Below are 14,173 nucleotides of genomic sequence, written 5' to 3'. Positions count from 1 at the left end.
ATCAACTTTTTGCCAGCGTGTTATCAGAAAGTTTGCCCATGCTGGCGCCGCGCTTTTCGTTACACTCAGATTTTAGCGAAATGTAAAAAGGATGCGCTGGTGAGTGAGAACCTGAGTGAGCTGTACAGTAATCAACGAACCCTCTTTGGCCGCGGCAGTCTGGATAAACTGGTGCCGCTGCTGGCCGCCCGGCCACAACCTACCCTGCTGTTTTGCGGACAATCTTTCCTCCAGGGGGCGGCCTATGCCCGGATAAAAGCTGAACTCAACGATCACATCCTCGGCTACGAAATTGTCAGCCATGAAGCTTCGCCCGCTGAGATCGATGGCTGGGTTGCCCGCTGGCGTGGTCATGTTGATCGGGTATTAGCGATTGGCGGAGGCAGCGTGCTGGATGCGGCGAAAGCCTTTAGCGCCATGATCCAACACCCGCTGCCCACCGCTCGCTATCTGGAGAAGGTGGGTGATACCGCAGTTCAGCCTATCACGCTGCCGCTGATTGCGGTCCCGACGACTGCCGGGACCGGCAGCGAAGTCACGCAAAATGCGGTAGTAACCGACCAGCAGGATATTCAGATCAAAGCGTCACTGCGTCATCCGGTCTTTGTGCCGGAGGTAGCGATTCTTGACCCGGATTTGCTGAAAGGCGCGCCTGATCACGTGCTGGCGACCTGCGGCATCGATGCTTTTACCCACCTGTTTGAAGCGTATCTCTCCGGCAAAGGCAACTTGTTCACCCGCCAGCTGGCGCTGACCGGTCTGCGTCAGTTTGTTCAGGCGTGGCCTGCACTCAATCGCGAGGATGCGGCGGGTGATGCGGCACGTGAAGCAATGATGATGGCATCGTGGCTGGGGGGCGTCACTCTCAGCAGCGCGGGTCTGGGGGTGATCCACGGTATTGCCGGGGAAGTGGGCGCGATTAAACCGTACCATCACGGTGAAGTGTGCGGACGCCTGCTGTTTCCGTTCCTGGATCTGCTGTCTGACAGCCAGCAACCGCTGCAGCATACGCTGATGGCGGAACTGCACCCGCAGCTCTTCAGCGAATCCACAGATTCACCGGCACAGTTTCTGAAACAGTGGCTGCAGCAGCAGGCTATCACGCCATTCTGGCAGGATGGCCCGTCGCTGAGCCGCACTGAGGTGGAGTGGATTCTGGCGCGTGCCAACAGCAAAAATTCGCTGGTGAATTACAGCCGCGAACAGATGCGGACAATGATTGCGCAGGCCTGGCAAATCACGGCGTGATCCAGGGGCGCGCTGGCCTTTCGACCTGCCAGGCTGGCAGGTCATGCAGCAGCTCAGCGCTATTCTGGCGCCTTCAGTCTCAGCGGCTCAGGGCGGCAAAAGGCCCCTCGCCTGCCAGCATCTGCTCAATGATCTGCAACACGCCCTGCTCATTATTAGACGGCGCGGCATAACGTGCCGCCTGCTTCACCCGCTGCGGCGCATTGTCCATGGCAAAACTGAAGCCGGACTGTTTCAGCATCTCCAGATCGTTACCGCCATCGCCAAAGGCCAGCACCTGGTCATGCGTGATCCCCCAGCGTTTTGCCAGCAGATCCAGACCGTGCGCTTTGTGATTTCCCGGCACGATCAGATCCACCGATCCATGACCGCTTGACGTCGCGGCCACGCGTCCCTGGTGCAGTCGCTCAATATCCGCCATCAATGGCTCGATGTAGTCGTCAGAGAGATTCAGCGCGAACTTAAACAGCCGGTCATCCTGCACCTCATCCAGATGATGAATCGGCTTCAGCCGGTGACAGTAATGGCGCATCTTCTTCAGCCAGCTCTCTTCCATGCCGTCGAAGTAATACGCGCTGTTACGACCACACAGCAGGTAACGCAGGCCGGGATAGTTGCCGTTTTGCAGGGTGCCGATTACCGCTTCAACATCGCAGCGTTCAAAGGCACCGCAAAACAGCTCCTCATCACGGTCAATAATCCATGCACCATTTTCCGCCACAAACGCGATATCGCTGGCGATCGCCGGGAAAAAGGATTTGAGCTGGTAATACTGATTGCCGCTGGCCACCACAAATTTGATGTCGCGGGCGGTGAGTTGCTGATAGCAGGCGAGAAAGCGGGATCGGTTGTACTGCTTGTTATCGTCCAGAAACGTGCCATCCATATCTACCGCAACCATCTTAACCGTCGTCATCATGACTCCTTACACAGGAAATTTCAGCGTGGAGTCTCAGGATAGCCGCTGGCGCAGCAAAACGGAAAGAAACAGGGATGGCCGCAGCCATCCCCGGGGGATTAATTCAGAGCGCTGTTCAGCACCAGCGCGGTAATCACTCCGGTCGCAGCAGCAATCAGCACATAGTTGCCGTCGATGTTTGCCCAGTGATAACCACGCGGCGGTTCACGCAGACCGCGTTCATGCCAGTCGGCTACACGGTAACGGTCGCCGCGAAATTCCTGCGGGACAGGATGGCCGCGACGGAAATCGTGGCCCTGCCAGGCGAAATGGTCACGGTCATTGCGGGATTCTCTGCCACGATGGTTATTATCATCATCATGCCGGTTATTGCCCATGTCGTGAGGCTTTTTATCATCATGGCGATTGTTGCCGCGGTCTCGCTTCTGGTCAGGACCGCGATTTTCAGGACGTTTATCACTGTTCTGATGCGGCACAGGCATGCGGTGTCCGTCATCATGATCGTCTGCCAGTGAAACCTGAGAGAAGAGCGTGCTGCAGGTTAAAAGTGAAGCGATAAGCGTGAGTGTTGTTTTTTTCATGATACTGCCTCCGGAAATAACGGCTGTTCAGGCACCGTTGCCCGGCATCATGGCAATAATCCTGGCGGGGGACATCTGTAAAAGTCTTAAAATCCGGTAACTTACACACTATTACGCTTGCTTAGCGCTTTCTTAACACGGGTCATATCCTTACAACTTTCCTGACGCAATTCAGATTTCAACCGCGCAGCCTGAGCATCGCGCCTCAGGCTGCCCCGTTAAAACCTGTTCAACGTCAGGGTGCTGAAACGCACCCCGATGCTTTACCCGGTTATGGCGTGCTGAGGATCACTGGCGCATCCGGCAATCCCGTGAATTGTTTTACGATGTGGTGGAAATCGGCCGTCGGATCCAGATCGCGGAACAGTTCCGGATAGAGATCTTTTGCCAGAATTTCCATACCGATGATGTTGTATGGGTGATTATAGAAATGATGATAAACGCCATAGACCCGTTTCTGTTTCACCGGTTCGATCTGCTCCAGGCCGGTGCGACTCTGCAGGCGATTAAAAGTGGCGGTCACGTCGGTCTGACTGGCACCGTAACCAAACGGCAGCACGTTACTGTTCGGACGCTTCGAGCCGGTCATGATGTACACGTCCGGCTTCATGGCAATAATCTTCTCCAGCGACACAAAACCTGAGCTGCCGGGCAGCAGCGCTGAGCCAATATTTTTCCCGCCGACCGCTTCCACCAGCGCGCCCCAGCCGTTATGACCATGGGTAAAGCAGCAGTTATCGCTGTTACCGGCAATCGGTTCAATAAATACCGTCGGCTTGTGCGGCACCTGGGCAATCTTTTGCTGAATCATCTGCCAGCGCTGCTGATAAAAATCAGCGTAGGCTTTCGCTTCGGTTTCGCGATTCAGAACGGTACCCAACACTTTCACGCTCTTCAGGGTGTTCTCTTTAGGATGAAGCTCATCATCCAGAAACAGCACCGGAATATGCAGATTTTTCAGGGTCGCGAGCACGCCCGACTGCGCCAGTGCCGGTTTAGCGCGCAGCTGCGCAATCATCAGATCGGGTTGCTTCGCCAGCACGCTCTCCAGATTGACCTGCCCCTGATCGTTAAAGCCCATATCCACAATCGATGCCGCCTGCGGCCAGCGCTGCTTCAGCAGGTCCCAGGTCTGGGTATCCTGCTTTTTCGGCAGGTTATTCCAGGCGACCACCCGTCGAAACGGGTTCTGTCGATCCAGTAAGGCCAGCGCCATCACGTCGCGTCCATCCTGCAAAATCACATGCTGCGGCTCCTTTTGCAGCGTAATTTTCTGACCATCCATGTCGGTCACCGTGACCGGATAGGTGGTCGCCGCGCAGGCGGTTGACAGTAACAGCGTGGTGGCAGCAACAATCCCGATTTTCATTTTTCTCCTGTCCTTTAAAGGAATAATAATTATTCGCGTTAACTCTACCATGTGAAAAAGTAACAAATGTAAATATTGCTGACGAGATGCGTCTGACGGAGAGGGTTTGCTGTGTGGCGGCAGGCTAAAACAGGAAGGCGATACAGGGAGAAAATGACGGGTAGCGGGCCGAACAGCAGACGCCTCTCAATACCGCTGAGAAGCGCCTGTTGAGTGATCGGTTACTTCACCAGCGAATAGAAAATCGCGGAGATAGCAATCAAACCTGTCAGCACCACAAACAGGTTACTGATTTTACCACTGTACCTGCGCATTGCCGGGACTTTCTGAATCGCATACATCGGCATCAGGAACAGGATCATCGCAATCACCGGCCCGCCCAGCGTCTCAATCATGCCGAGAATATTCGGGTCCAGTGTTGCCACCAGCCAGGTGGTGAGCAACATAAAGAGTGACGTCAGGCGATTCAGTCTGGCGGGCGCGATGGTTTTACCGCGACTGCGCAGCGCCTTATTGACCATACCGTTAAACCCTTCACGCGCTCCCAGATAGTGGCCGAGGAACGATTTGGTGATCGCCACAATGGCAATCAGCGGCCCGAGCCAGGCAATCATCGGCACCTGAAAATGGTTCGCCAGATAGGAGAGAATGGTAATGTTTTGCGCCTTGGCGGCGTGCAGATCATCAGGCGACAGGCTCAGCACGCAGCTGAATACAAAGAACATCACCGTTACCACCATCATCAGGTGTGAGCAGGCCAGAATGCGCGAGCATTTTTTCTCAGCCGCGTCGCCATACTCTTCGCGCTTTGCCAGTGCAAAGGAGGAGATGATCGGTGAGTGGTTAAACGAAAAGACCATAACCGGTATCGCCAGCCACAGCGTCATCCAAAGGCTGCTGCCCGCAGGCTGAACGTTCAGGGTAGAGAGTGCAGCGCCATGCCAGTGCGGGATAAGATAGCAGGCCATCAGCATCAGCACCGCCACAAAGGGATAGACCAGCACGCTCATCGCTTTAACGATCATCTTCTCGCCGAAGCGCACAATGGTCATCAGGCCGACAATCAGCAGCAGCGACAGCAGCACACGTGGCGGCGGCACCAGACCGAGTTGGTTCACCATCAGGCTCTCAACCGTGTTTGTAATCGCTACGCTGTACATCAGCAGAATCGGGTAGATGGCGAAGAAATAGAGCAGTGTAATCAGCTTGCCCGCGCCGACGCCGAAATGCTCTTCGACCACTTCGGTAATATCACCCGCCGGATTTTTGCCGGAAAGGACAAAGCGTGTCAGGGCGCGGTGCGCGAAGAAGGTCAGCGGAAAGGCCAGCACCGCCATAATGATCAGTGGGATCAGCCCGCCGACACCGGCATTGATGGGCAGGAACAGCACACCGGCTCCAATTGCGGTGCCGTATAAACCCAGCATCCACATCGTGTCGGTTTTACGCCATCCCGTATCGACGTCACTCTCAAGCGCGCCCAGCGTGCCAGTTTGCGTGGTTTTCATCAGATAGTCCGTGTTAAAAGCCGCCAGTAACCTGAGCCGTCAGGCAGATAAACGTATGCCCCGCTCAGCCTCAGCTGCAGACGGATCGGTGAAGCGTAAAAGTGATCCACCCGCGCATAGGTAATCGATTGCGTGCGCCACTTTTTACACTACCTGACGATAAAAGTTCAAGCCGCGAAGATAAACACGCATGGATTGCTGAAAAAACCGTCAGGTTGTGCAAAGTGACTGCGCGGCGATCATGCCATTTTTGCGCCCGTTTTACTGCCCCTGAAAAGGTGATCCCTGTAACGATTAAGCGTAACGGACTACGCTTTAACTGACGCTGTCGCGATTATGCCGACAGGTACACAGGAGAAAAGAATGAAAATTGCCTGTCTGGGATGGGGATCGTTAATCTGGAAACCTGGCGCACTGCCGGTGGCCAGTCAGTGGCATCATGATGGACCTGCCGTACCAATTGAGTTTGTGCGCATCGCTGACGGCGGGGAACTATCAACGGCGATCTGTCTCAACGCCCGCCCGGTGCCGGTGTTCTGGGCCTGGCTGAACACCGCTTCTCTGGAGAGCGCCTGCCGCGCGTTGCGCATTCGGGAAGGGATACCGGACAGCCGCGTTGATGGCGTCGGCATGATGACGGTGACAGAAAGCTCAGCCGGACCGCTGGCAACGTGGGCGCAGGCCAAAGGCATTGAAGGTCTGATCTGGACCGATCTGCCTGCCCGCATGGCGCGTGTCGAAGGCCTGACCCCCACACTGGATGACGCGCGACATTACCTGCAGAATCTTACCGGCGAAACACGTGAGCACGCGTTTCACTACATTGAACAGGTTCCGGCGCAAATCGATACCGCTTACCGGCGCGCACTGGCTGATCTTACCGGCTGGCAACCGGATGCGTTGCCCGTCAACACCGCCACAGCTCAGATGCCGTCCCCCAGCCCGCCGGTCTGAAAGCGCCCCGCCTTCAGCACCGCTCTGCTTACTCTTCAAAGGATTACTACACTTCAGGCAGGTTTCGATTTCAGATTCCCTGAGTCTTCCTCGCAGGTAGCCATACCTTCTGGTCTGGCTGCCCTTTCCTCGTCAGTAGGAGATCAACAGATGAAAGCATTAACGTATCATGGCCCCCATAAAGTCAGCGTGGATAATGTGCCCGACCCGGGTCTGGAAGCGGCCGATGACATTATCCTGGGCGTGACCGCCACCGCCATTTGCGGTTCAGACCTGCACTTATACCGCGGCAAAATTCCCGGCACCGGGCATGGCGATATTTTTGGTCATGAGTTTATGGGCGAAGTGGTTGAGGCGGGCAGCGCAGTGACTGCCGTCGCCAAAGGCGATCGGGTAGTCATTCCGTTTGTGATCGCCTGTGGCGACTGCTTTTTCTGCCTGATGAGCCAGTATGCCGCCTGTGAAAATACAAACAGCGGACGGGGCGCTATTCTGAACCGCAAGAACATCACGCCGCCCGCGGCGCTGTTTGGTTTCAGCAAGCTCTATGGCGGTGTGCCCGGCGGACAGGCGGAGTATGTCAGGGTGCCGAAAGCCAATACCGGCCCGTTTAAAGTGCCGTCGGTACTGTCAGATGAGAAAGTGCTGTTCCTGTCGGACATTCTGCCCACCGCGTGGCAGGCGGTCAAAAATGCCGAAGTTAAACCCGGCTCCAGCCTGGCGATTTTCGGTGCCGGACCGGTTGGCCTGCTCAGTGCCGCCTGCGCCCGGCAGCAGGGCGCCGAGCAGATCTACATGATTGACCACAACAACTACCGCTTAAACTTTGCCCGCGATCGCTACGGCGTCATCCCGATTAACTTCGATGAGATCGATGACCCGGCTGGCTGGATTATCGAGCACAGCACCGGCAATCGCGGTGTGGATGCCGTGATCGATGCCGTCGGGTTCGAGGCGAAAGGGAGCCTGACTGAAACCGTGCTCACCAATCTCAAGCTGGAAGGCAGCAGTGGTAAAGCGTTGCGTCAGTGTATTGCTGCGGTGCGGCGTGGCGGTATCGTCAGCATACCAGGCGTCTACGCCGGATTCATTCATGGCTTCCTGTTTGGTGATGCCTTCGACAAAGGGCTGACCTTTAAAATGGGACAGACGCATGTGCATGCTTATCTGCCGGATCTGCTGAAGCTGATTGAGCAGGGGCATCTGACGCCGGAAGAGATTGTAACCCATCATCTGCCGCTGGAAGATGCCGCACGCGGCTACGATATTTTTGCCAAACGCGAAGAGGAGTGCCGCAAGGTGATTCTGGTGCCAGGCATGGCAGCGACACAGGCCACAATATAATTTCACAACGGGTCTGTAACGCTTAACCCCTGGCTCCCCGGCTGTTTTACGCCGGGGCTCTCGTCTCAGAACGGCTTGCGTTGCAGGCTGCTTCGCCACTCCCGCCTCTCCAGCAGATGTTCATCCGGCGAGTCCGCCGTATCCACCTGACTCCCCTGTTCCAGCAGTCGCGCACTGCGTGAATGAGGATGACTTTCGCTGATCACCTGTTGTGAAAATGCACCAAATGACAACAGTAAAAACAGTAATGCACTGGCCGCCCTCATTTTCATACGCACACCTCTTTAGTAACGGTGTCGCTATGCTGCCCGAAGGGTTTTCATTTTCTGTCAGTAACAGGCAAAGTTATGTGTTAAGCGGGAACAAGCTGCGACGGGTTTAACCGCGGTTCAGGATAGCCAGTCAGCCCGGCATCATACGTTTTCCGGAATACCGTCCGTATTCTTTGAGGAGAATGTTGTTGAACATCAATCAGTTTGATCAGCCGGTCGGTGAGGCCCTGCCCGACTGGCAACCGGTCACAAGGCCCCCCTGTATGCCACTCACGGGTCAGTACTGCCTTCTCCTGCCGCTGAGCATCGATCATGCAGAACCGCTATTGCAGGCATTTATGCTGGCACCGGATGATCGCGACTGGACCTGGCTGAGCGCGGAGCGGCCCGCCTCCCTGCCGCAGATGCAGCAATGGATTGCAGATAAAGTGGCGGATAAGGCCCTGGTGCCCTTCACGGTCTGCTCGCCAAATCGGCAGCCCTGTGGGGTGGTCTGCTTCGCCAGCATTGAGCCGGGACATGGCACGCTTGAAATCGGTCACGTCACCTGGTCGCCGCTGATGCAGCGCAGTGTCATCGGCAGCGAGGCGATTTATCTGCTGCTGCAACAGGCTTTCTCGCGCGGCTATCGGCGGGTAGCATGGCGCTGTGATTCGACCAATATGGCATCACGACGCGCAGCAGAACGGCTGGGGTTCCGCTTTGAGGGCCGTTTTCGTCAGGTGATGACGCGTAAACAGCGTAATCGCGATACCGACTGGCTATCAATTATTGACCGTGAATGGCCGGATGTTCAGCGCGCCCTGAGTGCCTGGCTGAGTGCGGATAATTTCGCTGCCGGGGGACAGCAAAAGCGCCCGCTCAGCGCCTGCTTCGCCGACGTTAACCCGGCGGATGCAAACGCGACAAGTTCTGAGCGCGGAGCGGATACGGGCGATTAATGCAGCCGACGCACGGTCAGTGCTGCAGACCAGCGCTGTCGCTGACAGCGCGGGCAGACTGCCTGCTGCTCAGCCTTAATGATCTGCGTCTGGCCGCAATGGGTGCAGGCATAGAGCGTGCTGATCGGTACAGTGCTGTAATCCTGCCGGTGCTCTGGGGGCAGTACGCTTAACCCGGCGCGCATCTCATCGTCATCGTAGAAATAGAGGCTGAGCTGACCATCGACCTCCACCAGCGCCAGCCTGATCTGCCCCAGATGTTCCACACCGCTCTGCCGCAACTCCATAAAGAACTCATCTTCAGAAATATTCAGCCGATCCAGGCTCTCCAGCACATACAATCCGTCTTTAATCAGGGTAATGACGTCGCCCTGAATCAGCCGCGAAAAGCGTGGGCTGTGTGACGTCAGCCAGGTGGTGAAGCGGTAGAGCGTCAGCAGGACCACAAACACCATAATGACCGGCAGCACCGGCACATCATCATAAAAAGTGACGTCACCGGACGCGGAACCCAGCGTCAGGATCACCACCAGTTCGAACAGCGACAGCTGACGCACGCCGCGTCGTCCTGAGACTTTCAGAAACGTAAAAACCACCAGATAAGCGATCAGGACCCGCGCCACCACCTCAAACAAAAAGGTGGCCGGTTGGTCGTTAAGTAAGAAACGGTGCCAGTCGAATGAGAACATAGTCGGTTAAACATCCTGTTTTAAGCGGCGCGCCGCTTAACCAGCCGCCCGTTAATAGCCCGCAGATTCAGGCCAGCAATAAGTAAATCTTGTCGCCAGTCCGTTAAAAGGCAAGCGAAGCAGTAACGCTAAAACAGGTAAGTCTGTCTGCTCTGCATGTTGAGGAAAAGGTTAACAAAGCTGAAAATAGTGCTGACTCTCTTCACGCCTCGCTTATCAATCCGACAGCATAAACAAAAGTTAAAAATTCCTGTTTCTGAATGGATGACTTTTGCCGCTGCGCTTTTTTCTTTTCACTTCAATAAGTTGCGAATAACCCCTCCCTGCCTATACTTTCCAGTAAGGCTTCCGCAAAATTCGTTAACATTCAGAGAAGCCACTCTTTTTCCTGCCGATAGCGCCGCACGTTTAGTTCTGCTATCTCACGCATCCAAACCGTCACAGGCTCTGTTGCCTGCAATTTAGCGTCTGTGACTTATGGCAAGGATCGCCAGTCTGCTTTGCATACCTGTAACGCCCTGACCCGTTTCGCGACGGCTCGTCAGCGGGAAGCGTGTTGCTTTTTTTTCGGGAGATGCCATGACGCCCTTTTCCAGTTTCTGGCAGGCCGGCTACGAAGGTGCTGATCATATTAATCCGGCTGGTGTTGCGCTGTCGATGAACGATCTGAACCAGCATCAGGCGCGCGCGGCAGAGGATTATGCCGCGCTGGGGCCCTTTGCCATTCGCACGGTGCGCGAAAGCGTCGGCTGGCGGCTATGTGAACGCGACGGCCGCTATGATTTCTCCACGGTCGCAGCACGGATTCAGGCAGCAGAGCAGCAGGGTATTCAGCTGAGCTGGACAATCTGCCACTACGGCTGGCCCGCGGGTGTCAGCCTGTTTGATCACGACTTTGTCCCCCGTTTCGCTGCCTTCTGTGGCGCACTGGCCCGCTTCCTGGCGCCCTGGTATCAGCAGGCACCGATCTACTCCCCGATGAATGAGATCTCCTTTGTCAGCTGGGGCATCTCGGTCGGGCTGTTCGCCTGTGAGGCGATCCCGGAGCCGGCCCGGGCCGATGCCGTCAAGCAGCAACTGGTGCGCGCTACCCTGGCTGGCTGTGATGCGATCTGGCAGGCCGATCCGCGCGCCCGTGTGCTGCACTGCGATCCGCTGATCCATATCGCGCCCGATCCCGCCGATTCCGACAGCGACCGTCTGGCGCGTGAAATGTGTGATACCCAGTATCAGGCATGGGACATGCTCAGTGGTCGCCGCAATCCGGAGTTGGGCGGCGCACCCCGCTATCTCGATCTGATTGGCGTGAATTACTACCACGACAACCAGTGGGAACAGGGTTCAAACCGGCGACTTTACTGGCATCTGGGCGACCGCCGACGCCAGCCGCTGCATCAGCTACTGCTGCAGGTCTGGCAGCGCTATCAGCGGCCGCTGCTGCTGGCGGAAACCAGCCATGTCGGCAGCGGACGCGGCGCCTGGATCCGTGAGATCGCCACACAGGTTGCACAGGCGCAGCTGGCGGGCGCGGACCTGCTCGGCATCTGCCTCTATCCGATTCTTGATCGTCCCTTGTGGGAAGAGACCACCTTCTGGACCCGCAGCGGCCTGTGGGATCTTGACCTACTCGGCACCGATCCTTACGCCCGCCAGTTACAGCAGCCCTATGCTGACGCCTTGCGCCAGGCGCAGCGCTTTTTGCAGCACATCCAGTTCCCCTTACATCCCAGCCAGGAGCACACCATGAAACCACCTGTTCTTATCGTTTTCAGCCATTTACGCTGGGGTTTTGTTTTTCAGCGTCCGCAGCAGCTACTGACACGACTGGCACAGCACTATCGCGTGCTGTTTGTCGAGGAGCCGGTCTGGCAGGCGGGGCCACCAGGTCTGCATCAGAGTACGCCTGCCGCCAACATCACGGTGATTCAGCCGCACACCGACAGCGACGCGCCCGGCTTTCACGACAGCCAGATCGCCCCACTGCTGCTGCTGCTGACGCCGCTGCTGGAGGAGGACGAACAGCCGCTGATTTGGTTCTATACGCCAATGGCACTGCCGCTGCTGACGCCGTTTGATCCGGCACTGGTGATTTACGACTGTATGGATGAGCTTTCGGCCTTTCAGAATGCGCCACGCCAGCTGCAGCAGCGCGAATCTGCGCTGATGACCCGCGCCGATCTGGTCTTTACCGGCGGCTCCAGCCTCTATGAAGCGAAGCGTGACAAACACGCTCAGGTTTACTGCTTCCCCAGCAGTGTTGATGCCATTCATTTTGAACAGGCGCGCGATCGCACGAATCGTCATCCGTTACAGGATGCCATTCCGTCGCAGCGTCTGGGTTATTACGGCGTGCTGGATGAGCGTATCGACCTGCCGCTGATAGCCGCGCTGGCAGACAGCCATCCCGAATGGCAGATCATTATGGTCGGACCGGTGGTGAAAATTGATCCTGCCAGCCTGCCGCAGCGCGACAATATTCACTGGCTCGGTCAGCAGCCCTATCAGGCTCTGCCACAGTTTCTGGCGGGCTGGGATGTCTGTCTGATGCCATTTGCCATTAATGCTTCGACCCGCTACATCTCCCCGACCAAGGTGCTGGAGTATATGGCGGCGCAGCTGCCGATTGTCAGTACTGCCATTGTCGATGTGGCGCGCCACTACGCTGAGGAAGTGGCGGTAGCAGAGACGCACGCGGAATTTATTGCCGCCTGTGAACAGGCAATGGCGATCGGTGCCGCAGAACGGCTGGCGCTGGCGGGACGGATGCAGGCCAAAGTGGATGTTACTTCCTGGGATCGCACCGCAGAGCAGATACATGGCCTGATCCAGCAGGCGCTGACGCAGCGTCAGCCCGCACTGAAGTCTGCCAGTCAGGCCCGCGCGCAGGCTGATGTCATGCCACTCACACCAGCGATGCTGGAGAGCGATGCGGTGCCCTGCCTGATTATTGGCGCCGGACCGACGGGTCTGAGCGCCGGGTATCACTATGGCGAAGGCGCGGTGCTGCTGGAGAAAAATAGCACGCCCGGCGGCTGGTGCCGATCGATTGACGATCAGGGGTTCACCTTCGACTATGCCGGTCACATCATGTTCTCGCAGGATCCCTACGTGTTGCAGCTCTATGAGCTGCTGCTGGGCGACAATCTGCACTGGCAGGCGCGCGAAGCCTGGGTTTACAGTGACGGTGTTTATACCCGTTATCCCTTCCAGTCAGCGCTGCACGGCTTGCCGGTCGGGGTGGTAAAAGAGTGCGTGCTGGGCGCTATCGAAGCGCGTTACGGCGAAACCGCGGCGGCTGCCGTGCCACTGGATCGGGCGCGGGCGCGGCGGGATTGCTGTGCAGATGGCGCGATCCCCGATGAGGGTAGCAGTCTCGCTGCCGTGGAGGGCAAAGAGGATTTCCAGCATTTCATTATGCGCACCTGGGGTAAAGGCATCGCGCGTCACTTCGCCCTGCCCTATAACCAGAAACTGTGGAAAGTGCCGCTGACCGACATGGAAACGTCGTGGCTGGGCGGACGCGTGCCGCTGCCCGATCTGTCACAGATCATTGATGGTGCGCTGCAACCGCTGGCGAAACCGGTCGGCCCAAATGCCCGTTTCGGCTATCCGCTGCGCGGTGGCTTCCAGGCACTGATGTCGGGCTTTTTACCGCACCTGAAATGTACGCTGGAAACGGACACCACCCTGACCCGCATTTACCCGCAGGCGCATGTCGCCCTGCTGGCGGATGGTCGCCACTACCGGTATGAGCAGTTGATCAGCACCATGCCGCTGCCGGAGCTGATTAAGCTGATGGGTGATGAAGTGCCGGAGAGCGTCCGGCTGGCGGCGCAGCAGCTGCAGTTTGTGTCGGTGCGCTGTGTGAATCTGGGCATTGGCCGGGCTGACCTGACTGAAAAACACTGGATTTACTATCCTGGCGATACGCTGTTTCATCGCATTTTTGTGCAGGGTAATGCCAGTCCGCACTGCAATCCGCCGGGCGGCTTCGGCTTAACCTGTGAAATCACTTACAACGCGGCTAATCCGCTGCCGCTTCAGGGCGATGCGCTGATTGAGCGCTGCCGTCAGGATTGCATCCGGGTCGGCATGATCACCGCGGACGATCCGCTGCTCTGCGCATCTGAGGTTGATATGCCTTACGCCTACGTGGTCTATGACCATGCGCGCAGCGATAACGTGGCGCTGATCCGCCAGTGGCTGCTGACCCAGGATATCCATCTGTCGGGTCGTTACAGCGAGTGGGAATATTACAACTCGGATCACGCCTTCCTGGCCGGTAAACGCGCGGCCGAAAATGTCCAGTTGCAACATGTCAGCGCAGGGACGCTTGGCTGATCTGACG

11 protein-coding genes are annotated in these 14,173 nt (G+C 57.0%); 5 read left to right on the top strand and 6 right to left on the bottom strand.

All coding sequences use genetic code 11. The features are described from left to right. Window positions 1-99 precede the first annotated feature (99 nt). Window positions 100-1,248 carry an iron-containing alcohol dehydrogenase gene (locus tag NIM72_RS17130; protein ID WP_161732063.1) on the top strand — a complete coding sequence of 383 codons (1,149 nt, stop codon included), beginning with the start codon at window positions 100-102 and terminating at the stop codon, window positions 1,246-1,248. Between the two features lie 79 nt (window positions 1,249-1,327). Here NIM72_RS17130 and NIM72_RS17125 read toward each other — a convergent pair whose 3' ends face one another. The 4 genes from NIM72_RS17125 to NIM72_RS17110 form a co-directional block, all read right to left on the bottom strand. Beyond that, window positions 1,328-2,164, bottom strand: coding sequence for a Cof-type HAD-IIB family hydrolase (locus NIM72_RS17125; protein WP_161732161.1), 837 nt, complete (start codon window positions 2,162-2,164; stop codon window positions 1,328-1,330). Between the two features lie 101 nt (window positions 2,165-2,265). Next, a complete protein-coding gene (locus NIM72_RS17120; protein WP_253421291.1) occupies window positions 2,266-2,748 on the bottom strand; it encodes an RcnB family protein in 483 nt (160 codons plus the stop codon). A 271-nt stretch (window positions 2,749-3,019) separates the two neighbouring features. After that, window positions 3,020-4,117, bottom strand: coding sequence for an ABC transporter substrate-binding protein (locus NIM72_RS17115; protein WP_253421274.1), 1,098 nt, complete (start codon window positions 4,115-4,117; stop codon window positions 3,020-3,022). Between the two features lie 221 nt (window positions 4,118-4,338). Continuing rightward, the gene (locus NIM72_RS17110; RefSeq protein ID WP_161732057.1) at window positions 4,339-5,625 is read right to left on the bottom strand and encodes an HAAAP family serine/threonine permease; all 1,287 of its coding nucleotides are present in this window, start codon (window positions 5,623-5,625) and stop codon (window positions 4,339-4,341) included. 363 nt (window positions 5,626-5,988) lie between these two features. On the opposite strand from NIM72_RS17110, the gene NIM72_RS17105 reads away from it, so the two are divergent. Beyond that, window positions 5,989-6,579, top strand: coding sequence for a hypothetical protein (locus tag NIM72_RS17105; RefSeq protein ID WP_161732055.1), 591 nt, complete (start codon window positions 5,989-5,991; stop codon window positions 6,577-6,579). A gap of 150 nt (window positions 6,580-6,729) precedes the next feature. After that, the gene (locus NIM72_RS17100) at window positions 6,730-7,923 is read left to right on the top strand and encodes a zinc-dependent alcohol dehydrogenase (protein WP_253421272.1); all 1,194 of its coding nucleotides are present in this window, start codon (window positions 6,730-6,732) and stop codon (window positions 7,921-7,923) included. Window positions 7,924-7,988: 65 nt separating this feature from the next. Here NIM72_RS17100 and NIM72_RS17095 read toward each other — a convergent pair whose 3' ends face one another. After that, window positions 7,989-8,195 (bottom strand): hypothetical protein, encoded by a 207-nt coding sequence (locus NIM72_RS17095; protein WP_253421270.1) that lies wholly within the window; start codon window positions 8,193-8,195, stop codon window positions 7,989-7,991. Window positions 8,196-8,383: 188 nt separating this feature from the next. Between NIM72_RS17095 and NIM72_RS17090 the strand changes: the two genes are divergently transcribed. Further along, complete coding sequence (locus NIM72_RS17090) at window positions 8,384-9,136, top strand: GNAT family N-acetyltransferase (RefSeq protein WP_253421268.1); 753 nt, start codon at window positions 8,384-8,386, stop codon at window positions 9,134-9,136. Here NIM72_RS17090 and NIM72_RS17085 read toward each other — a convergent pair. Next, window positions 9,133-9,825, bottom strand: a complete 693-nt coding sequence (locus NIM72_RS17085) for a DUF421 domain-containing protein (RefSeq protein ID WP_161732047.1) — start codon at window positions 9,823-9,825, stop codon at window positions 9,133-9,135. The genes NIM72_RS17090 and NIM72_RS17085 overlap by 4 nt on opposite strands. 579 nt (window positions 9,826-10,404) lie before the next feature. On the opposite strand from NIM72_RS17085, the gene NIM72_RS17080 reads away from it, so the two are divergent. Beyond that, the gene (locus NIM72_RS17080; RefSeq protein ID WP_161732045.1) at window positions 10,405-14,166 is read left to right on the top strand and encodes an NAD(P)-binding protein; all 3,762 of its coding nucleotides are present in this window, start codon (window positions 10,405-10,407) and stop codon (window positions 14,164-14,166) included. The last annotated feature ends 7 nt before the right edge of the window (window positions 14,167-14,173 follow it).

The organism is Pantoea sp. B550 (assembly GCF_024158165.1).
In the GTDB taxonomy this organism is placed as follows: domain Bacteria; phylum Pseudomonadota; class Gammaproteobacteria; order Enterobacterales; family Enterobacteriaceae; genus Pantoea; species Pantoea alfalfae.
The sequence above is the reverse complement of the archived record's forward strand: the minus strand, read 5'-3'. Positions and strand labels throughout refer to the sequence as shown.